Source organism: Neoroseomonas lacus (genome assembly GCF_014644535.1).
Classification (GTDB): Bacteria; Pseudomonadota; Alphaproteobacteria; order Acetobacterales; family Acetobacteraceae; genus Neoroseomonas; species Neoroseomonas lacus.
In genome coordinates this window covers 514,567-534,387 of the sequence record NZ_BMKW01000001.1, presented here as the reverse complement: position 1 = coordinate 534,387, position 19,821 = coordinate 514,567, and the positions used below count along the sequence as shown (strand labels likewise).

Genomic DNA, 19,821 nt, shown 5'->3' with positions numbered 1-19,821 from the left:
GCCTCGCCAGGCAATGGCTGTCGGTATTTCGAAGGGCGCGGTCCCGCAACGGTCCCATTGGCGGTGCGGGCAGCGCCGATCGGTCGTCTGGAAGGGCGGCGCCGCTCCGGCTCAGAGGCGCCGATCCGCCGCCGGGGGCAGGAAGTCGGGCGTGTAGATCTGCGCCGCCTGCAGGCGGGGCTGGAGGTTGTAGGCTTCCTCTACCTGGCGGATGCCGGTCTGCAGCCGGGTCGCGTCCACCGCCGAGATGCCGTTGGCGCGGACATTGGCGCTCATGATCACCTTCTCGACGTTCAGCTCGTGGCGTTCGCGTTCCAGCGCCACATCCGTCAGCGGCTCGACGCGCTTGAGGATGTCGAGCATCTCCTGGCCATTCCTCACCGTCTCGATGAAGGCCTTCATCAGCGCCGCGGTCATGCCGCGCACGACCTCCGGGTTGCGTTCGAGATAGGCGCGGGTGGTCAGGATCGCGCCGCCATACAGGTCCAGCCCGTGGTCGTAGTACATCATGGTGCGCTGCTGGTTCAGGCCGAGCCCGATGCCCTTCAGCGCGAGCGCCGAGGTGGTGACGAAGCCGGTGACGCCATCGGCCTCGCGGCGCACCAGCATGGGTTCGCGCAGCGCGGGGGTGACTGAAAGGAAGGTGACCTTCGAGGCATCGACGCCGGCGGCCTTGGCGAAGGCCGGGAAAAGCTGGCGCCCGGCGTCGAATTCCGGCGCGGCGAGCTTCGTGCCCTCAAGGTCCTTGGGCGTGCGGATCGGGCCATCGGCGCGCACGATGGCGCAGAGCGGGCTGCGGTCATGCAGCACGGCGACGGCAACGATGCCGCGGTCGGGATTTTCCGCCATGAAGCGGATGGCGGGGTTGAGGTCGGCATAGCCGATGTCGTAGCCGCCGCCGGCCAGCGCCACCGGCACGCCGCCCGAGCCCTGCCCGCGGTCGACCGTCACATCGAGGCCGGCGGCACGGAAATAGCCCTTCTCGCGCGCCACCAGGGCGAAGGCGTTGGGCGCCTGGAACGCCCAGTCGAGCGTCATGCGCACGCGTGTGGCCTGGGCCTGCGCCAGGCGCGGGGCGGCCAACAGGCCACCGGCCGCCAGCAGGGCCGAACGTCGGTTGAGGCGATGGACCATGTCTGCGTCTCCCTGCACTTCGGCTGGTGCCGTCCGGGTCGATCTGTGCGGCATCAGGCGCGGCGCCCGCAAGGTGCATCGGTGGGGGCGTGCCGCCGAATATGACGCGCGGAGGCGATGGTCGCACAAATTGCGGGCAACCAGTGCGCGTGATGCGGGCGCCGGGTCGCAGCGGGGTGCGGCGGCTACCATCTGCCTGGCAGTGGCGCCGGGCGGCGCCGATCGCCGCGCCGAGGCCACCCCATCGCGAACGGAGACGGCCGATGTTCGAGATCATGACCGAATCAAGCCCGGAGCTGCTCGCGATCCGCGTCAGCGGCAGGCTGAGCAAGGCGGATTATGCGCGCATCATCCCCTGGCTGGACGAACAGCTCGCGCGCCATCCGCACCCGGCCATGGTGGTCGACATGCGGGATTTCCACGGATGGGACGGTGCCGGCGCGCTGTTCGAGGATGCGCGCTTCGGCCTGACCCATCGCGGCGACCTGCGGCGGGTCGCGATGATCGGCGACCGCACCTGGCAATCCTGGCTGGCGACGCTGTTCGCGCCGTTCATGAAGACGGAACTACGCTATTTCGAGCGGGCCGAGGTCGAGCGGGCCTGGGACTGGGCGCGCGGCCCGGTCAGGGCGGCACCATGAAGGCGGAAGCCGCGCAGGCCCGCCCGAGCAGGGAGCGCATCGCCGGATTGGCATGACCCTCATGGGCCGTCAGCGCTTCCATCGGGCAGAAATACTCGTGCGGGTGCGGCACCTGGTGGCGGGCGAAGCCGTCATAGTGGTCCCGCTGCAGGCCATAGAGCACCCGCAGGTCGCGCACCGGCAGGCTGAACCCCGCGATGGGTTCCGCGCTGAGGAAGGGAATGATCCGCCAGCGCGGCGTGGTGTCATTCGCCTGCAGGGGCGCAAGCAGCCAGGCCAGCGGGCAATGCGCCAGCAGCGAGACGGTGGAGGGCGCGAAGCGCGACCGCTTGTCGAGCAGGTTCTGGAAGGTCGAGCAGGCCTCGATGCAGAGGATGTCCGCATAGGGGTCCTCCGACGAGCCGCCGAAATGCAGCCAGAGCCCGTCGGGGATGGTGCGCATCCGATCCGAGCCGGGGATCTTGAGATAGGGCTGGGCGACCGGCTCCCCATCGCAGGGGCGCCCGCGCAGCCAGGCGCCATCGGCGCCGAGGCTGCCGGCGCCCGGCGGGCGTTGGGGCCAGGTCTTCAGCCGGTCGCGGACGACGTTGTCGAGCCGCTTGGGACGACGCAGCAATGGCCGGATTTCGCTCATGGAACGAGATTTCACCCTGTTATTCAACTTATAGGCGAATCAATATCAACCATTGGAGGATCAACAAGGAAAAATATCAACCATTTGGATAGATTTCCGCGTTTTGACGGAGAGGAAACGCACGGCACTGGCGTGGCGTCGGGCCCAATCTTCACCTGATATCTCAAGTAGAGTCTGCAACAGATTCCAGAGAGTCGCGTTTTCGAGGATCGTCATCGCGCCGCGAATGTTACGGCTCCGGCGTCTCATTTTTGTCTGCCGGGCGGCTTCCGGCCGAAATCCGGTCCGTCAGGGCGAGCGCTACGGCGCCGACCAGGAACAGCGCGTGCAGCCCCATCGCCCAGCCGATCGCGCGGTCCGAGTAGCCGTCCCCGCGCAGGAACATCTGCAGCAGCTGGATGGAGGAGATGGCGACGATCGAGCCGGCCAGCTTCACCTTGAGGTTGCCGGGGTCGAGCTTGCGGATCCAGGACATGCCGCCGGCGCGGCTTGCCGGGTCGAAGGGGGAGACCAGGCTGTCCCAGGAAGCGAGGATCACCATCACCACCAGCGAGGCGACGAGCGTCCAGTCGAGCAGGTGCAGCAGGTCGAGCAGCGCCTGGTCTTCCTGCGACTGGAAGACATTGGCGCCGAACTTCACCACCTTGGTGATGAAGCGCGCCGCGAAGAGCCCCAGCGCCACCGTCAGCCCGACCAGGAACACCGCGGCGAGCCAGCGGTTAACCAGAATGAATTTGGCGAGAATCGAGCGCATGGGATGAACCTCCGTCCCGGGTTATGACCGGCATGGGGGGACGACGCGCAATGGCAATCCGCAGAATGGCCGAGGAACAGCGCCTGTCCGGCGCGGTGGTGGCGGGCGGCATGGTCTGGCTGGCCGGCCAGGTCGCCGATGACGCGACCGCCGATGCCGAGGGCCAGACCGCCGATATCCTGCGCCAGATCGACGCCCTGCTCGCCGAGGCCGGCACCGACAAGCGCGCGCTCGTCTCCTGCACCATCGTGCTGGCCGACATCGCCGATGCGCCGGCGATGAACCGGGCCTGGGATGCCTGGCTCGACACCGGCCACAAGCCGGCGCGCATGACGATCCAGGCGGCGTTGGTCGACCCGGCCTGGAAGGTCGAGATCACCGGCGTGGCGCTGGCGCCGGCGTGAGCCAGGCGCCGCCATTCTATCGGCCGCCCGAGGGCTGGCTGCGCTCGACGCTGATGACCCTGGGCTTCGGCCTGCTGGTGGCGGGCGGGGTGGCGGATCAGGGGACGATCTTTCCCTTCATGGTCATCGGCGTCGCGGCGCTGGGGCTGACCACGCTCTATCTCCTGTTCCCGCACGGGCTGCATTTCGCCTTCGGCACCAGCGCGGGGCTGGCCGTCTATGCCTGCCTGTTCGCCGTGATGGGCCGGGCGGCGTTTCCCTCGGCCGATGGCGCCGCGCGGGCGGTCGCGTTCCTGCTGCCGGTGACGTCCTTCCTGGTGGCGGTCTGGTGGCGGCGGCGGACCCTGCGCCTGGTGGCCGAAGCGGCCCATCCCTTCGATCTGGGGCATCTGCCGCGCATGGCGCGCTGGCTGATCCCGGTCTGGTCGGTCGGCGCCCTGTCGCTGACACTGCCGGTCAATCGCCTCGGAGTGCTCGACCAGAGTGTCGCGGTGATCGCGGCGATGGCGGTGATCTCGGCGGTGGTCGCCGCCTCGGTGCGCGGCGTCGTGCTGCTGCTGACGGACATGGCGCTGATCACCGAGGAACTGGCCGGGCGGGCGGCGCGCATCCTGGTGCCGGTGGTCGCCTTCCTGGCCATGTACGCCATGCTGGTGATCGTCTTTGCCTGCCTATACCGGATTGCCCAGGGGCTTTCCCTGCATGCGCTGTTCCATGGGCCGCAGGGGCCGGTGCCGCTGCCCTTCCCGGATGCGCTGTATTTCAGCCTCGTCACCCAGGCGACGGTCGGCTACGGCGACGTCACGCCGCATGACGAAGGCATCCGGCTGCTGGCATCGCTGCAGGTGGTGGCGGGCCAGGTGCTGCTGCTGTTCGGCTTCGCCGAGATCATGCGCACCAGGCGGGTGCAGGCCAGCGATGCCGCGGTACGTCGCCATGGCCCTACGGGGGATTGACGGTGGCCGCCTCGCGCCATGCGCAACCAGGCGCGCCTGGTGTTCGGCCATGCTCCCGTCGGGTAGGCTAACCTTTTGTTTAAACAAGAATCCCTCGCGCGCCGGCGCGATCCACTCCAAGGAAGCCGCCATGCCGCTGCCGGTCCTGACGACCGCCCCCGTGCTGGACCAGCCGGCCTCGGCCGCCCGGACGCCGACCGATCAGCGGCTTGCCAAGTTCCGCGCGGTGATCAACGACCCCGTCGCGTGCATCGAATTCCTGCGCAACGATGTGTGGCGCGTCTCCGGCGCGTGCTGGAGGGTCGATATCGCCCTCGTCGGCACGCCGCGAGCCAGCCGGGTCTGGTCGGCCCCCGGGAGCTCGAGCTACGCACCCTCGACCGAACCTGCTCCTGAGCGGCACTGGCGGTCGGCGCGCGCAAGGATGCCGCGGCGCCGGCCTCATTCCGCCGCAATCACGCGCAGAATGCGCCCGATCGCTTGGAAGGCTGAAACATGAGTACGGCGGAGTTCTGGCGCGGCAGGCGGGTGTTGGTCACCGGCGGCGCGGGCTTTCTGGGGTCCAACCTGTGCCATGCGCTGGCTGGCTTCGGCGCGCGCGTGACCGCACTCGACGCGATGATGCCCGATGGCGGCGCCTCGGCGCGCAACCTCGAAGGGGCGGGGGTGCTGCTGGTGCGCGGGGATATCCGCGACACCGAGTTGCATTCGCTCTGCGAGGGCGTCGACGTGCTGTTCAACATGGCCGCCCAGACCAGCCACATGGGCGGGCAGAAGGACCCTGTGGCGGATATCGCCATCAACGCCGTAGCCCAGGTGCGGCTGATCGGCGTGATGCGGGAGGTCGCCCCCAAGGCCGCCGTGGTGCATGCCTCGACCCGGCAGTTCTATGGCCGTCCGCGCGCCCTGCCGGTCGATGAACTGCACCCGGTCAATCCGCCCGACGCCAATGGCGTGTCGAAATGGGCGGGCGAGCAGTATTGGCTGCTCGAACAGCGGGTGCATCACCGGCCGGTGGTCTCGCTGCGACTGACCAATTGCTATGGGCCGCGGCTGCGCATCCGCGATGCGCGTCAGACCTTCCTCGGCATCTGGATCCGCCGGGTGCTGGAAGGCGAGCCCTTCGAGGTGTGGGGCGGGGCGCAGCTGCGCGACCTCACCTATGTCGAGGACGTCACCGACGCCTTCCTGGCCGCGGCAGAAAAAGCTTCTGAACCAGCGCTTTCGGGGCAGGTGTTCAATCTTGGTGGAAGCCCACCGACTTCGTTGACCGACCTCGCCAAGCGGTTGATCGCGGCCAATGGCGGCCGCGGCTCCTTCGAGATGAAGGAATTCCCGGCCGACCGCGCGCCGATCGACATCGGCTCCTATGCCGCCGACGACACCGCCTTCCGAAATGCTTCAGGATGGGCGCCGAAGGTCAGCCTCGATGAGGGGTTGCGCCGCTCGCTCGCGTGGTATCGTCCGCGCCTCGCCGACTATCTTTAGAGCGTGGTTGGTTCATGTTCATTCACCAATCCCGCTTTAACCCTTTGTTTGATCGCGTGATTCAGACCTCCGGTGCATTCGCACCTGCGGCCATCACGCTCTGAGGCCTGCTGCCATGAACGCGCCCACCCTCGCCACCATCCCCCAGGCCGACCCCGGTGCCGGCTATCGCGCCCAGAAGGCCGAGATCGATGCCGCCGTCGCGCGTGCGCTCGAGTCAGGCTGGTACATCCTTGGTAAGGAAGGGGCGGCATTCGAGAACGAGTTCGCCGCCTGGCTGGGGCTGAACCGCGCGGTCGGCTGCGCCAATGGCACCGATGCGCTGGCGCTGATCCTGCGCGGCCTCGGCATCGGGCCGGGCATGACGGTCGCCACCGTCTCCCACACCGCCGTCGCCACCGTCGCGGCGGTCGAGATGGTGGGGGCGACGCCGCTGCTGCTCGATATCGACCACGACACCTACACCATGGATGCGGATGAGTTGGTCTCCGTGCTGGACGATCCGCCGCCGGGCCTGCCGCCGATCAAGGCGGTGATCCCGGTGCATATCTATGGCCAGGCCTGCGACCTCGGGCCGATGCTGGAAGCGACGCGGGCGGCCGGCATCCCGCTGGTCGAGGATTGCGCCCAGGCGCATGGCGCGGCGCTGGACGGGCGGAAGCTCGGCACCTTCGGCACCGCCGCGGCCTTTAGCCTCTATCCGACCAAGAACCTCGGCGCGCTGGGCGATGGCGGGGTGCTGGCGACCAATGACGCCGAGCTGGCCGACCGCATTGGCGCGATCCGGCAATATGGCTGGGTCGACCGCTACATCTCGGCGATGGTGGGCGTGAATTCGCGCCTCGATGAGGTGCAGGCGGCCATCCTGCGGGTGAAGCTGACGGCGCTCGATGCTGGCAATGCGAAGCGCCAGGCGATCGCGGCGGCCTATGACGCGGCGCTCGCGGGGGCCTCGATCGCGGCGCCGTACCGCCGGCCGGGCGCGGGGCATGTGTTCCACCAGTATGTGCTGCGCTGCGAGAACCGCGCCGAGGTCCAGGCGCATTTCAAGGCGCAGGGGATCGGCACAGGCGTTCACTACCCCGTGCCGGTGCATCTGCAGCCGGCCTACAAGGACCGCTCGCCGCTCGGCCCCGCTGGTTGCGCCGAGACGGCGCGCGCCGCCGAAGAAGTGCTGAGCATCCCGATGTATCCGGAATTGTCGGAGGCGCAGGTGGAGCGGATCTGCGCGGCGCTTCAGGCGCTCTGACGGAAGGAGGAGGGGCGGTTGGCCCCTCCTGCCGCTGCGGTGTCAGCGGCTTTCCAGTGCCAGGATGATCGGCACCATGCTGTGCGGATGCGGCGCCTGGGTCGGGCAGTCGATTGTCTGCAACGGCATGCCGACATGCGAGCCGAACTGGCTCACCGGGTCCCAGTTGCCGCGGAAATTGGCGATGGGCGCGAAGGCCTCGTCGCCATAGGCCGCGGCCGCCTGGTTGAGCGCGGTGACGATACGGCCGCCGAGGCCGAGCGTCGCCAGGCTTGCCAGGAAGCCGACGCCGGCCGAACCGGCCCCGCCGATCGCCGCCCGCACCGGGTTGGACGAGAGCTGGTTGACCAAGGCCAGCGCGCCCGGCGCGTTCCAACTGATCCCCGGCAGGCCGAGGATGGCGCCCACCATCTGCACGAAGGCGCCGCCGAGCGAATGGCCGGTGAGCCACACCACCTCGGCCTGGCGCGCCACGCCGGCGGTGAACTCGACAGCGTCGTTCAGCTTCATCGCCAGCGCGTTCAGTCCCAGGCCGATGCCACCAAGGTCCGCGGCCACCGCATCCTTCAGGTTCGCCGTACCGCGGAAGCACACGCAGGCGATCTTATGCCCGGAGCCCTTCCAATAGGCGCGGGCACGAAAGTTGTCGTTCTCGTAGAGGTCCTGGATCTGGCTGGTGTGCCAGTCGCGCAGCATGCTTGAATTCGCAGTGTCATTGTAGATGTCGTCCGCAATTCTTGCCATGTTCAGGATGTCGTACATCGTCGCCTTCCAGCCGTCGAAAATCGGTGCGGCGGAATACGTCGGAGCCCAGTCCGATGGTAGCGATTCAGGTCACAGCGACATGCCCGGTCTGCGGCATTTCATACCGGCGGTGGCGCAAGCCGAGGGCCGGACTCAGGCCGACGGCACGAGGCTTTGACGCATGCCGAGGCCGCAGATGCGGCCCGCCGGACGTTCGGCGTCACGCCGCAGGCGTGCGTTCGGCACGATGCGTGTGAGGGGCCTAAGCTAAGGATGTCAACGGCCGCGAACTGCGAGCGTTGACATCAGGGAGGGGTGCCGCGCCCGTCCGCCACGTCGTGGTCGCGCAGCAACCCGGCCAGGCTGGCGACCAGCACGGCCAGCAGCGCCCCGACGCTCATCGCGTTCAGCGCCACCAGGTTCCCCTGGACCATCGGGTCGAGCCCCGACAGCGCCGGCCAAGGCCAGCGCAGCAACGCTTGCTGCGCGGCGAGCCCGGCCCCCAGCAGCACGAACATGGCCGTCTTTTCCCGCCAGGACAGCATGGCGAGCAACAGGCAGGGGAAGAGGAACACCGCCACCCCGGTCGCCGGGCCGAGCAGCGCTGCGGTCCATACCGTGTTGGCGATGCCGACCACGGGCAGGGCCACCCTGGCGGCGACCGCGCTGCGGCGGCTCAGCCACGGGATGGCGAGGAAGAACGGGCTCGCCGCCATGGTCGCGAGCGAGACCGGGCCGGCCTCGGGGGCGAGGTACCAGACATAGGCCGGGTAGAACGGGCCGTTGGAGCCAACCAGCAGGGCCACGGAATTGGCGATGCGCGTGGCGGGGTCGGCGTGGTCGATGTAGCGGCCGAGCGCGGCGAAGACCCTCACGCCGGTCGCAGGCGGTAATGGCTGACGCCCCATTCCTGCCCGCCCCTGGCGCCGAACAGCCCGGCGGTGGCGAGGAAGAACAGCCGCCAGCGGCGCCGCCACAGTTGCCACTCGGCGCCATAGGTGGCGCGCAGGGTCTGCTCGATCGTCCCGGCATGGGCGTCGTAATTGCGGATCCAGTCCTCGGCGGTACGCGCGTAATGCGTGCCGGACCAGCGCCATTCCTTGTCGAGCGTGAAGCCCGTGGCGACGTGGCGGATCAGGTTGTGGCTCGGCATGATGCCGCCGGTGAAGAAATGCTGCGCGATCCAGTCGGCCTGGTCGGTGTGGTCGAAGCGATAGGGCGTCGCCTGGTGGCTGAACACATGCAGGAACAGCGCGCCATCCGGCCGCAGCCAGCGCCGGATGTTGTCCAGCAGATGCGGCCAGTTCGACATGTGCTCGAACATCTCGACCGAGACGACGCGGTCGAAGCGTCGGTCGGTCGAGAAGCGGTTCATGTCCTCGGTGATGACCGTGACGTTGAGCAGGCCACGGCGGGCGGCCTCGGTTTCGATATGCTCGCGCTGCGGGGCGGAATTGGAGACGGCGGTGATGCGCGCCGCGGGGAAGTGTTCGGCCATCCACAGCGTCAGCGAGCCCCAGCCGCAGCCAAGTTCCAGGATGTCCTGGCCATCGGCGAGGTCGGCATGCGCGGCGGTTTCGGCAAGGCCGAGTTCCTCGGCCTCGGCCAGCGTCGTGTCGGGGTTCGGGTAGAGGCAGCAGGAGTATTTCAGGCGCGGACCGAGCACCTGGCGGAAGAAGGCGGGCGGCACTTCGTAGTGCTGCGCGTTGGCGTCGACCGGGAACAGCGCGATGGGGTGGCGGTGCATCGCCTCGGCGAATGCGTGCTCGCTGTCCGGCGGGGCGCTTCGCAGCTTGCGCGCGGTGCGCCCGACCAGCGCGGCGATGCCGGCGCGGGTGAGGCTGTCGGGAAGCGGCAGGCGTTCCACGGCGGTGACCGCGCTGGCGACGAGGCTCATATGGACCATCCCTTCGGCAGAGGCAGGAAGGCGCTGACGCGCCGCTGATAGGCGCGATAGGCATCGCCGCGGCTGCGCAGCATCTGCGCCTCCAGCGGCGGGATGCCCGAGACATGGACCAGCAGCCAGAACATCAGGGCCGGCCCGACCAGCGCCAGCACGCCCCAGGGCGCGCCGATCGCGAGCAGCGGATAGACGCACCAGTGCAGCCATTCGAAGACGTAGTTCGGGTGGCGCGACAGGCCCCATAGCCCGTGGTCGCAGACCTTGCCGTGATTGGCCGGGTTGGCGCGGAAGGCCTGAAGCTGGCGGTCGGCGATACCCTCTCCGAGCACGGCGATGGCGGCGATGAGCAGGGCGAGCGCGTCGAGCCAGCCGAGCGGCCGCGTGGAGGAGGCGGCGAGCAGGATCGGCACCAGCAGCACCGCCGAGGCGGCCGCCTGGATCTGCAGGAAGACGAACATCCGGCGTTCGAAATCGGCACCCCATTCCTCGCGGAACTGGGCGTAGCGGGAATCCTCCGCGGCGCCGTGGCTGCGGGCGACGATGTGCAGGCCGAGCCGCACCGCCCAGGCACCGATCAGCGCGGCGACGATGAAGCGCCGCGGCCCTTCGCCCGCCACCACGGCGACGAAGATGCCGGCGGCACCGAGGCCGAAGGTCCAGAAGGCGTCCACCCAGCCGGCATTGCGCAACAGGCGCTGCACCCACCAGGCCGCCGCCATGACGAGCGAGAGGAAGATGATGGCCGCGAGCATGGTCACGCCGTCGCCTCTGTCACGAAACGCAGCACGTCCTCGCGCACCGGGGCGAGGAAGCGCAGCGTCGGCGCGAAGGCGCCGATGATTTCCGTATGGCCGATGCCGGGGTAGGCGATGGTCCGCACAGCGTTGCCAGTGTCGCGCAGCTTGGCCGCGAGGCGCTCGGTGTTGCGCGGCAGCACGACGGAATCATCCTGGCCGGTGGCCAGCATCATGCGCGGCGCGCCGGGCGTGGCGAAGTTGATCGGCTGGGAGGCAGGCCAGTCGCGCTCGGGGCCGAAGATCGCCTGCAGGGTCGGGCTGCGCAGCGGCAGGAAGTCGTAGGGGCCGGACAGGCCGATGACGCCGCGCAGGGTGGCCTTCGGCTCCAGCCCCATGGCCTGGAGGTATTCGGGGTCCAGCGCCAGCAATGTCGCCATCTGCGCGCCGGCCGAATGGCCCATCAGCACGAGACGGTCGGGCGTGCCGCCATGCTCGGCCGCATGTTCGCGCGCCCAGGCCAGGGCCCGGGCCGCGTCATGCATGAAGTCGGGGAAGCGGACCTCGGGATAGACGCGGTAGTCCGGCACGACGCAGACCACGCCCGCACTGGCCAGGGAGGCGCCGAGGAAACGGTACATGCCGCGATCGCCACTGTCCCAGGACCCACCGTAGAGAAAGACGACGGTCGGTGCGTCCCGCGCGCCTTCGGGTGCATGGACATCGACGCCATGCCGGTCGCCGGGGGCATAGGCGAGGTCGGTGGTGGTGCGCACGCCGTCGCGCGCCGCCAGCGCGTTCAGTACCGTGGTCGGCGAGCAGCCGGCGGCGAGCAGCGAGCCCAGCCCGGCGAGCAGGCGCCTGGCCAGCATGGTCAGACGCCTACCAGCGGCTGCACCAGCCGCGCCAGCCAGCTATGGGCGCGCAGCCTGCCGGTCGTCGCGATCAGGCAGATGCAGTCGCGCCCGGTCGGCATCGCCACCGGGCAATGGTCGAGATCCTCGTCGCCCTCGGCGACGTCGCCGGCGTGGTATTCGCCGGTCTCGTCGCTGAAGGCACCTTGCAGCACGCAGGTGAGTTCCGAACCGGTATGCCCATGGCCCGGCATGGCCAGGCCGGGGGCGACGCGGATCAGGTCCAACCGCGCATCGGACCGGTCACGGCGGATCAGCGGCATCAGCCGGATGCCGGGACCGATCCACCACCAGCGGCGCGTGGCGAAATCCTCGACCGTGACCGGTACGCGGGCGGGGGGCGGGGCGCGGTCCGGCTCGCCAAGCCGGGCGAGGGTGCGTGCCAGCGCATCGCCCGCCATCGCGGCCGGTGCCTGGTCCTCAAGCAATGCACCACCCAGCTCGGTCGCCTGACGCACCAGCGCGCGGCAATCGCCGCACAGGGCGAGATGCGTGCGGATGACGATGCTGTGGGGGGCGGGCAGGGTGCCGGCGACATAGGCCAGCAGCGTCGCCTCGGAGGGGTGGCGGGTCATTTCATGTCGTCCAGGAGGGTCCGCAGCCGCGCCATGGCGAGGCGCAGGCGGGATTTCACGGTCCCGAGGGGAATGCCGAGCGCGCGCTCGATCTCCGCATGGGGCCGGTCGTCGAAGAAGGACAGGCGCACCACCTCGGCCTGTTCGTCCGGCAGGCTGGCGAGGGCGGCGCGTACCCGTTCGCCATGCTGGCTGGCCTCGACAGCGGCGTCGGCATGGGGTGGCGGGGGCGGTTCCTCGGCCATCAAATCGAGGCGCGGCACCAGCCGGTCGCGCCGCACCGCATCGACGCGCAGGTTGCGCGCGATGGTGAAGATCCAGGCGGCGGCGCCGTGTGTCGCGGGGTCGAACTGCTCGGCCCGGCGCCAGACGGTGAGCATGGCTTCCTGCGCGAGTTCCTCGGCCTGCGCGGCGGGCAGGCCTAGACGCATCAGGTAGCCTTTCACGCGCGGGGCGAAATGATCGAACAGGGCGGCGAAGGCGTCACGATCGCCACGCGCGGCGATCGCCGCGAGCAGCGCGCCGGCATCGGCTGCTGGCTGGCCGTCGGTCACGGTCTCCCCCCGGGCAGTGGCGGAGCGCTGCCCTTGGGTCCGGCCGCTCTGGTGAAGGTGCAGCGCAATCATCATCCCCTTAACGCGTGACCGGCCCGATTGGATCACAGGCGATCGTCGGTGATCCAATCGCCCGCCAGCTTCGTTGTGTTCGGGTAAGCGGCAGTCGCGGGAGCCCGGACACGACATGGCAAACTATCAACGACGACGCGTGGCGGTGGTCGGCAGCGGGATAGCCGGACTGTCGGCGGCCTGGCTGTTGTCCCGCGCGCATGATGTGACCGTCTATGAACAGGGCTCGCGGCTTGGCGGGCATAGTCGCACGGTTACGGCGACGCCGGGTGGCGTTCCGGTCGATATGGGCTTCATCGTCTACAATGAGGCGACCTATCCGAACCTGATCGCGCTGTTCCGCCATCTAGGCGTCGAGACGCAGGTCTCGGACATGTCCTTTGCCGTGTCGATCGATGACGGCCGGGTGGAATATGCCGGTACCGACCTCAAGGGGTTGCTGGCTCAGCCGTCGAACCTGTTGCGGCCGCGCTTCTGGTCGATGATGCGCGACCTGCTGCGCTTCTATCGCGAGGCGCCGCGTGATGCGGCGGCGTTGGAACGCGACTTGGTCAGCCTGGATGATTATGTAGCGCGCGAAGGCTATGGGCCGGGCTTCGTGCAGGACCATCTGTTGCCGATGGCCGCGGCGATCTGGTCCACGCCGGCGGCCGAGGTGGGTACCTATCCGGCGACCGCCTTCATCCGCTTCTGCGAGAATCACGGCCTGCTGCAACTGCGCGACCGGCCGGTCTGGCGCACGGTGGTCGGCGGCAGCCAGGCCTATGTCCGCCGGTTGTCGGAACCCTTCGCGGGTTCGACGCGGCTGGGCTGCGGCGTGGTCTCGGTGCGCCGCGACGGTCTTGGCGTGGTGCTGCGGGACACGCTGGGCGAGACGGCGCAGTACGATGACGTGGTGATCGCCACCCACGCGCCGCAGGCGCTGGCGATGCTGGAGGATGCGTCGGACAGCGAACGCGCCCTGCTTGGTGCGATGCGCACGACACCAAACCGCGTGGTGCTGCATCGCGATGTACGCTTCATGCCGCGCCGGCGCGGCGCCTGGGCAAGCTGGAACTACATCGGGCGGCAGGATGGCGGGCTCTGCGTCACATATTGGATGGACCGGCTGCAATCGCTGCCGGGTGAGCAGCGGCATTTCGTCACGCTGAACCCGCCCGAGGACCCGGCCGGGATCCTGCACGAGGAATCCTTCGCCCATCCGCTGTTCGATGCGGCCGCCATCCGGGCGCAGCGCGCGTTATGGACGCTGCAGGGCACGCGCCAGACCTGGTATTGCGGTGCCTGGTTCGGCGCCGGTTTCCACGAGGATGGGCTGCAGGCCGGCTTGGCCGTGGCGGAACAGCTGGGTGGGGTACGGCGGCCGTGGCAGGTGCCGGCGGGCAGTTCGCGCATCCATGCGCCGGCGATGGTCGCCGCATGACGGTCTCGGCGATCTATCGCGGTACGGTGGTGCATTCGCGGGTGCGGCCGGTGCGCCACAAGCTGCGCTATCGCATGCTGAACCTGCTGCTCGACCTCGATGAATTGCCGGGGCTTGGGCGGCGGCTCGCGCTGTTCGCGCACAACAGGCGCGGGCTGTTCACCTTCCATGATGCCGACCATGGCGATGGCAGTGCTGTGCCGCTGCGCGTGCAGGTCGAGGCGCGGCTGCGCGAGGCCGGGCTCGACCCTTCGGGCGGGCGCATTCGCGTGCTGTGCATGCCGCGGGTGCTCGGCATGGTGTTCAACCCGATCAGCGTGTTCTTCTGCCACGCCGCCGATGGTGGCGTGCAGGCCATGCTGTACGAGGTGAACAACACCTTCGGCCAGCGCCACACCTATCTGATCCCGATCGGCGAGACGGCCGGCGGCACCATCCGTCAGCGCTGCGACAAGGGATTCTATGTCTCGCCCTTCATGGATATGGGGCTGTCCTACAGCTTCCGCGTCAACGTCCCGGCCGAGGCGGTCAGCCTGGCCATCGAAGCGCGCGACAAGGACGGGCCGCTGCTGTTCGCCGCCTTCACCGGCCGCCGTCGGGCGCTGACCGACGCGCAGCTTTTCGCCGCCCTCCTCGCGAATGCCTTCCTCGCTGGACGGGTGATGGGCGGCATCCATTGGGAAGCGCTGAAGCTCTGGATGAAGGGATTGCGGCTGCGGCCGCGACCGGGGCCACCGGCCGAGGCCGTCACCATTCACCGCGAGGGACACAGGACATGAGCCAAGCCTTGCGCATCCCGCGCGCCGCTGCGCCGATCACCCGCCTGGCCGGGCTTCAGGCGGCGCTGGCCAGCCGCATCATGGCGCGGCTGGGGCGCGGCAGCCTGGACGTCACCCTGCCCAATGGCGCGCGGCTGGCGCATCGCGCCGCGCTGCCAGGGCCGGAGGCGAGCGTCGTGCTGCATCGCTGGCGGGCGCTGCGGCGCCTGGTGCTCGGTGGCGACATCGCCTTCGCCGAGGCTTATGGCGATGGCGACTGGTCGAGCCCGGACCTCGCGAAGGTGGTCGAGCTGGCCGCGGTGAATGGCCCGGATTTCGAGGGGCGGCTCACCGGCACGCCACTCGCGCGGCTGTTGAATCGCCTGCTGCATCTGCGGCGGCCGAACAGCCGCTCGGGCAGTGCGCGCAACATCATCGCGCATTACGACCTGGGGAATGATTTCTTCTCGGCCTGGCTCGATGCGGGCATGTCCTATTCATCGGGCCTCTACGACACGGGCTCGACGACGCTCGATGACGCGCAGCGCGCCAAGCAGGACCGCGCCATCGCGCTGCTCGACCTGCGTGGCGGCGAAAGCGTGCTGGAGATCGGAATCGGATGGGGTGGCCTCGCCGAGCGCATCCTGCAGGCGCATGACGGGACGCTGACCGGCGTCACGCTCTCCCCGTCGCAGCTTGCCCATGCGCAGGATCGGTTGCTGCAAGCGGGTCTCGCCGGGCGCGCGCAACTGCGGCTGCAGGATTACCGCGACGTGCCGGGTCGCTTCGACCGCATCGTCTCGATCGAAATGCTCGAAGCGGTGGGCGAGGCCTATTGGCCGACCTATTTCCGTACGCTGCGCGAGAGGCTGAACCCAGGCGGCGTCGCGGTGTTGCAGGTGATCACCATCGCCGAGGACCGTTTCGCCGGCTATCGCCGCAGCGCGGATTTCATCCAGCGCCACATCTTCCCCGGCGGCATGCTGCCCTCGCCCTCCGTGCTGCGCGAGCAGGTCGCGCAGGCCGGCCTGGTGCTCGACCATGAGGAGACCTTCGGCCAGAGCTACGCCCGTACCCTCGCGGATTGGCATGAACGCTTCGTCCATGCGCTGCCCGACGTGGCACGTTGTGGGCTGGATGAGCGCTTCCAGCGGCTGTGGCGCTACTACCTCGCCTATTGCGAGGGTGGCTTCCGCGCCGGGGCCATCGATGTCGGCTTCTATCGGATCCGGCGCGGGGAGGGCGGGGCATGATCGGCCGGCGCCTGGCACTCGCGGGCCTGGCGGCGTTGCCGGCGGCGCGCGCCTCGGCATCGCTGCCCATCCCGGCCACGCGGCAACTCGGCTTCCGCGTGCTGCGCAAGGGCAGCGCCATCGGGCAGCACGTCTTTGCCTTCGAGGGCAGCGGCGATCGGCTGACGGTGCGCATTACGGTCGATCTCGCCGTCGGCATCGGGCCGATCACGTTGTATCGTTACCGCCACCGTGCGGTGGAGCAGTGGGAGGCCGATACCGTGGTCGCCTTCCAGGCCGAGACCAATGACGACGGTGCGATCAGCACCACGACGATGCGGCGCGAGGGCGATCGGCTCGCCGTCGACAGCAATCGCGCCGGCCGCTACGTCGCACCCGCCGGTGCGCTGCCGGCGACGCATTGGAACCGTCGCATGCTCGACGGGCCCTTCATCAATACGCAGACCGGCGCGGTGATGCGTCCCGCGGTGGCTCGGGAGGGTGTCGAATCCTTGCCCTGGGCGCCGCAGCGGCGGGGCACGCGCTTCGTCCTCAGCGGCGATGTCGATCTTGAGACGTGGTATGACGAGACGCCGCGATGGCTCGGCCTGCGCTTTCGTGGCGAGGATGGCTCGCCCATCCATTACGAGGCCGTGTGATGCGGTGGCTGCGTCTCTATCTGGTGAGCGGCCTCGTCATGCTGCCGATCGACGCCGTGTGGCTGACCCTGACGGCCGAGCCGATCTACCGCACGCATCTGGGCCATCTGCTGCGTGAGGGCTTCGCGCTGGGACCGGCCATCGCGTTCTATCTCCTGTATCTGGTCGGTATCCTGGTGCTGGCGCAGTTGCCGGCCGCTGACTGGAAGGGGGCGATGTGGCGCGGCGCGGTGTTCGGGCTGTGCGCCTATGGCACCTACGATCTGACGAACCAGGCGACGCTGCGGGATTGGCCGACCATCGTGACGGTCATCGACCTCGTCTGGGGCACCGTGCTGACCGCGAGCGTCGCGGCGTTGGGGTATCGGCTGGGGACGGGGCGGGGAGGGTGAAGGTAGGGGGACGCCATGGCGCGAAACTCAGCTTGCGTCGTTGAGGAAGGTCGAGGGGCGCTGCCCCTCGAGCACCCCGGCAGGAAACTCAGTTTCCTGCACCTTCGGGCGATTGCTGCGCAATCGTGCGGGTGAGCGGGCAGAGGTGTCGGGCGGGCTTTGGCTTGATTGGAGGAGCTGGTTGGGCCAGCGCCCGGCAGCATTATGCGTGTCGTCGGCTCGGCGAGGGCATTTGGGCAGAACAAGCGGGAGGTCTTGGCGCGGGGCGTCACTCACCGTGATCAAGACATCTGCCTCGCCTGGCGCCGGCATCAAAATGCACACTACGCCCAACGCAACCAAACACGACAGAATCCCCCGCCGCGCCCATCGCCAAGTATTGGTGTCCAGAGGCCCTTAGGCCTTTGGCGGGGTGAGGTCCGGAGAGGGGCAGAGCCCCTCTCCACGGTCCCCCATCCCCCGTCGTCACGCCGCCGCGCGCCGCCCCCAGGACGTATTCACCATCGGCGACCCGGCGCCGATCCGTTGGCGGGCCGCCGCATATTCCGCTGCCAGCCGGTCAATCAGCGTCGCCGCCGGCACCACTTCCTTCACGCCGGACACCGACTGCCCGGCGCCCCAGATGTCCTTCCACTTGCGCTTGCGGTCGGTGCCGAAGTTCATCGTCGAGCCTTCGACGCCGGCGAGGTTTTCCGGGTCGAGCCCGGCGCGGCGCAGCGACGGCTTCAGGTAGTTGCCGTGAACGCCGGTGATGAGGTTGGTGTAGATGATGTCCTCGGCGGCGCTGCCGACGATCATCTGCTTGTATTCATCGACCGCGCGGGCTTCCTCCGTCGCGATGAAGGCGCTGCCCATATAGGCGAAGTCGGCGCCCATCGCCTCGGCGGCCAGGATGGAACGGCCATGCGCCATCGCCCCGGACAGCGCGATCGGCCCGTCGAACCAGGCGCGGGTTTCCTGCAGCAGGGCGAAGGGGGATTGCGCGCCGGCATGCCCGCCGGCACCGGCGGCGACCAGCACCAGCCCGTCCGCGCCCTTCTCGATCGCCTTGTGGGCGAAATTCTGGTTGATCACGTCATGGATGATGTGGCCGCCATAGGAATGGACGGCGTCGTTCACCTCCGGCCGCGCACCGAGGCTGCTGATGATCAGCGGCACCTTGTGCTTCACGCACAGCGCGAGGTCCTGCTCCAGCCGGTCATTCGAGCGGTGCACGATCAGGTTTATCGCGAAGGGGGCGGAGGGCCGGTCCGGATGCGCTGCGTCGTGTGCGGCGAGGCGTTCCTTGATCTCGGCGAGCCAGTCGTCGAGCTGTTCGACCGGCCGCGCGTTCAGCGACGGCATGGCGCCGATCACGCCCGATGTGCATTGCGCGACCACCAGGTCGGGCACCGAGATGATGAACAGCGGCGAGCCGATCAGCGGCAGGCGCAGGCGTCCCTTCAGGGCGTCGATCAGGGTCATGGGGTTCCCTCGGTTCACTTTGGCCAAAGGTCGCCGGTTGTGGCCCGCTTGTCGAGCGCCCCCTCCCGGTCAGGCGAGCACGGCGAGCGCCCGGGCCAGCAGGATGCGGAACTGGTCGACCGCGATGCCGGCCGTGCGGGCCATGGAGGCATCGTCGCCGGTCCAGTTTACGCCGAAGGAGAAGGTGGCCCGCACCGGCCCCGCGACCATCTGCCCGGCGGCCGCGAGCGCCTGCGAGTCGACCCAGGTGATGCTGCCGCCCTTGCCATAGGCGATGATGTCCGGCGGCGCGATTTCGGGCATCGAGGTCGCCATCGACTGGATGCGCTTAAAGGTCGCCAGCGTCTCGGGCTTGGCGAAGAGCCGGCCGCTGAGGACGTAGTCGTACCAGGCAACCATGTCCTGGCCGGTGCTGGCCATGGTCGAGACATCGTTCAACGGCTTGCGCGGCGAGGGCATCGGCGCGCCGTTGTCGAGTGCCTGGATGCCGGCCCAGCCGAGATCGGTCCCCGGCGGCGCGCCCGCCAGGGCCGAGACCATGATGCGCGTCGAGTCAGGAATGCGCGTGCCTGCCAGCTGGCGTGACGCGATCAGCGACCGCACCACATCCGGCCCGACGCGGCGCAGCGCCATGTCGGTGCCGGTATTGTCGGAATGGGTGATCATCGCTTCCAGTGCGACGACCGCCGACGCGGTGCCGGTCAGATTGCCCAGGACGGGGCTGACCGGGGATCGCACATCGTCATTGACCGGCAGCTGCTCGGTCAGGGAGAGGCGGCCCTGCTCCACCGCCAGCAGGTAGGCGGCGAGGATGAAGGTCTTCACCACGCTGCCGACGAAGATCGGCGCCGCCTCGCGATGCGCGACGCGGATGCGGCCCTTGGGTCCCTCGGCCTCGAAGAGCAGCGAGGTCTCGCCGGGCAGGGCCGTGAGGGCGAAGGCGGCGACGTTCAGCGAGGCGTCATTCACCACGGTCTGGGCCAGCGCGGCGGGGGCTATCGTCGTCGCGGCGAGCGCGACGGGAAGGTGACGACGTTGCACGGTGTTTCCTGCCTGTTGACCTGAGCGTGGGACGATGGGCGCTCGGGCGCCCCGGCGCAACGGCGGGCTCGTGGGGATTGGTGAACAATCCAGCAA

The 19,821-nt window shown here is 69.0% G+C and carries 23 protein-coding genes; 11 read left to right on the top strand and 12 right to left on the bottom strand.

Going from position 1 to position 19,821, the window contains the following annotated elements; genetic code table 11:
- Nucleotides 1-111: 111 nt before the first annotated feature.
- Complete coding sequence (locus IEY36_RS02675) at nt 112-1,134, bottom strand: ABC transporter substrate-binding protein (protein ID WP_188965352.1); 1,023 nt, start codon at nt 1,132-1,134, stop codon at nt 112-114.
- A gap of 263 nt (nt 1,135-1,397) precedes the next feature.
- On the opposite strand from IEY36_RS02675, the gene IEY36_RS02670 reads away from it, so the two are divergent.
- Entirely contained in the window at nt 1,398-1,775 is a 378-nt protein-coding gene (locus tag IEY36_RS02670) for a SpoIIAA family protein (protein WP_188965351.1), read from the top strand.
- Here IEY36_RS02670 and IEY36_RS02665 read toward each other — a convergent pair.
- Together IEY36_RS02665 and IEY36_RS02660 are read right to left on the bottom strand one after the other, a co-directional pair.
- Nucleotides 1,759-2,409: a hypothetical protein gene (locus IEY36_RS02665; RefSeq protein WP_188965350.1), complete on the bottom strand. Its 651-nt coding sequence runs from the start codon at nt 2,407-2,409 to the stop codon at nt 1,759-1,761. The two genes, IEY36_RS02670 and IEY36_RS02665, sit on opposite strands and share 17 nt — an antisense overlap.
- Before the next feature lie 229 nt (nt 2,410-2,638).
- Nucleotides 2,639-3,163, bottom strand: coding sequence for a YqhA family protein (locus IEY36_RS02660; RefSeq protein ID WP_188965349.1), 525 nt, complete (start codon nt 3,161-3,163; stop codon nt 2,639-2,641).
- A 50-nt stretch (nt 3,164-3,213) separates the two neighbouring features.
- Here IEY36_RS02660 and IEY36_RS02655 point away from each other — a divergent pair, with 50 nt between their 5' ends.
- The 5 genes from IEY36_RS02655 to IEY36_RS02635 all read left to right on the top strand — a co-directional run bounded on the left by IEY36_RS02655 (nt 3,214) and on the right by IEY36_RS02635 (nt 7,260).
- Nucleotides 3,214-3,567 carry a RidA family protein gene (locus tag IEY36_RS02655; RefSeq protein WP_188965348.1) on the top strand — a complete coding sequence of 118 codons (354 nt, stop codon included), beginning with the start codon at nt 3,214-3,216 and terminating at the stop codon, nt 3,565-3,567.
- The gene (locus IEY36_RS30500) at nt 3,564-4,523 is read left to right on the top strand and encodes a potassium channel family protein (protein WP_229681044.1); all 960 of its coding nucleotides are present in this window, start codon (nt 3,564-3,566) and stop codon (nt 4,521-4,523) included. The genes IEY36_RS02655 and IEY36_RS30500 overlap by 4 nt, the downstream gene beginning before the upstream one ends.
- A gap of 130 nt (nt 4,524-4,653) precedes the next feature.
- Nucleotides 4,654-5,022 (top strand): hypothetical protein, encoded by a 369-nt coding sequence (locus tag IEY36_RS02645; RefSeq protein ID WP_188965347.1) that lies wholly within the window; start codon nt 4,654-4,656, stop codon nt 5,020-5,022.
- Complete coding sequence (locus IEY36_RS02640; RefSeq protein ID WP_188965346.1) at nt 5,019-6,011, top strand: NAD-dependent epimerase/dehydratase family protein; 993 nt, start codon at nt 5,019-5,021, stop codon at nt 6,009-6,011. The genes IEY36_RS02645 and IEY36_RS02640 overlap by 4 nt, the downstream gene beginning before the upstream one ends.
- A 115-nt stretch (nt 6,012-6,126) precedes the next feature.
- Entirely contained in the window at nt 6,127-7,260 is a 1,134-nt protein-coding gene (locus IEY36_RS02635) for a DegT/DnrJ/EryC1/StrS family aminotransferase (protein WP_188965345.1), read from the top strand.
- Nucleotides 7,261-7,302: 42 nt separating this feature from the next.
- Here the strand turns inward: IEY36_RS02635 and IEY36_RS02630 are convergent, their stop codons facing one another.
- The 7 genes from IEY36_RS02630 to IEY36_RS02600 form a co-directional block, all read right to left on the bottom strand.
- Entirely contained in the window at nt 7,303-8,022 is a 720-nt protein-coding gene (locus IEY36_RS02630; RefSeq protein ID WP_188965344.1) for an alpha/beta hydrolase family protein, read from the bottom strand.
- A 287-nt stretch (nt 8,023-8,309) separates the two neighbouring features.
- Nucleotides 8,310-8,879 (bottom strand): hypothetical protein, encoded by a 570-nt coding sequence (locus tag IEY36_RS02625; RefSeq protein ID WP_188965343.1) that lies wholly within the window; start codon nt 8,877-8,879, stop codon nt 8,310-8,312.
- On the bottom strand, nt 8,876-9,901 hold the full coding sequence (locus IEY36_RS02620) for an SAM-dependent methyltransferase (RefSeq protein WP_188965342.1): 1,026 nt from the start codon (nt 9,899-9,901) through the stop codon (nt 8,876-8,878). The genes IEY36_RS02625 and IEY36_RS02620 overlap by 4 nt, the downstream gene beginning before the upstream one ends.
- Nucleotides 9,898-10,659 carry a DUF1295 domain-containing protein gene (locus IEY36_RS02615; RefSeq protein WP_188965514.1) on the bottom strand — a complete coding sequence of 254 codons (762 nt, stop codon included), beginning with the start codon at nt 10,657-10,659 and terminating at the stop codon, nt 9,898-9,900. The genes IEY36_RS02620 and IEY36_RS02615 overlap by 4 nt, the downstream gene beginning before the upstream one ends.
- Before the next feature lie 2 nt (nt 10,660-10,661).
- Nucleotides 10,662-11,513, bottom strand: coding sequence for an alpha/beta hydrolase (locus IEY36_RS02610; RefSeq protein WP_188965341.1), 852 nt, complete (start codon nt 11,511-11,513; stop codon nt 10,662-10,664).
- 2 nt (nt 11,514-11,515) lie between these two features.
- A complete protein-coding gene (locus IEY36_RS02605; protein WP_188965340.1) occupies nt 11,516-12,130 on the bottom strand; it encodes a ChrR family anti-sigma-E factor in 615 nt (204 codons plus the stop codon).
- Nucleotides 12,127-12,684, bottom strand: coding sequence for a sigma-70 family RNA polymerase sigma factor (locus tag IEY36_RS02600; RefSeq protein WP_229681042.1), 558 nt, complete (start codon nt 12,682-12,684; stop codon nt 12,127-12,129). Before IEY36_RS02600 ends, IEY36_RS02605 begins: the two co-directional genes overlap by 4 nt.
- A 187-nt stretch (nt 12,685-12,871) precedes the next feature.
- Here IEY36_RS02600 and IEY36_RS02595 point away from each other — a divergent pair, with 187 nt between their 5' ends.
- From IEY36_RS02595 to IEY36_RS02575, 5 genes are read left to right on the top strand one after another with little or no spacing between them, the layout of a single operon-like run.
- Nucleotides 12,872-14,179, top strand: a complete 1,308-nt coding sequence (locus IEY36_RS02595; RefSeq protein WP_188965339.1) for an NAD(P)/FAD-dependent oxidoreductase — start codon at nt 12,872-12,874, stop codon at nt 14,177-14,179.
- The gene (locus tag IEY36_RS02590) at nt 14,176-14,958 is read left to right on the top strand and encodes a DUF1365 domain-containing protein (protein ID WP_188965338.1); all 783 of its coding nucleotides are present in this window, start codon (nt 14,176-14,178) and stop codon (nt 14,956-14,958) included. Before IEY36_RS02595 ends, IEY36_RS02590 begins: the two co-directional genes overlap by 4 nt.
- On the top strand, nt 14,955-16,190 hold the full coding sequence (locus tag IEY36_RS02585; RefSeq protein ID WP_188965337.1) for an SAM-dependent methyltransferase: 1,236 nt from the start codon (nt 14,955-14,957) through the stop codon (nt 16,188-16,190). The genes IEY36_RS02590 and IEY36_RS02585 overlap by 4 nt, the downstream gene beginning before the upstream one ends.
- Nucleotides 16,187-16,828: a DUF6134 family protein gene (locus IEY36_RS02580; protein ID WP_188965336.1), complete on the top strand. Its 642-nt coding sequence runs from the start codon at nt 16,187-16,189 to the stop codon at nt 16,826-16,828. The genes IEY36_RS02585 and IEY36_RS02580 overlap by 4 nt, the downstream gene beginning before the upstream one ends.
- Nucleotides 16,828-17,220 (top strand): DUF2177 family protein, encoded by a 393-nt coding sequence (locus IEY36_RS02575; RefSeq protein ID WP_188965335.1) that lies wholly within the window; start codon nt 16,828-16,830, stop codon nt 17,218-17,220. The genes IEY36_RS02580 and IEY36_RS02575 overlap by 1 nt, the downstream gene beginning before the upstream one ends.
- A gap of 465 nt (nt 17,221-17,685) precedes the next feature.
- Here IEY36_RS02575 and IEY36_RS02570 read toward each other — a convergent pair whose 3' ends face one another.
- Together IEY36_RS02570 and IEY36_RS02565 are read right to left on the bottom strand one after the other, a co-directional pair.
- Nucleotides 17,686-18,684, bottom strand: coding sequence for an NAD(P)H-dependent flavin oxidoreductase (locus tag IEY36_RS02570; protein ID WP_188965334.1), 999 nt, complete (start codon nt 18,682-18,684; stop codon nt 17,686-17,688).
- A gap of 69 nt (nt 18,685-18,753) precedes the next feature.
- Entirely contained in the window at nt 18,754-19,725 is a 972-nt protein-coding gene (locus tag IEY36_RS02565) for a serine hydrolase (RefSeq protein ID WP_188965333.1), read from the bottom strand.
- Nucleotides 19,726-19,821 lie beyond the last annotated feature (96 nt).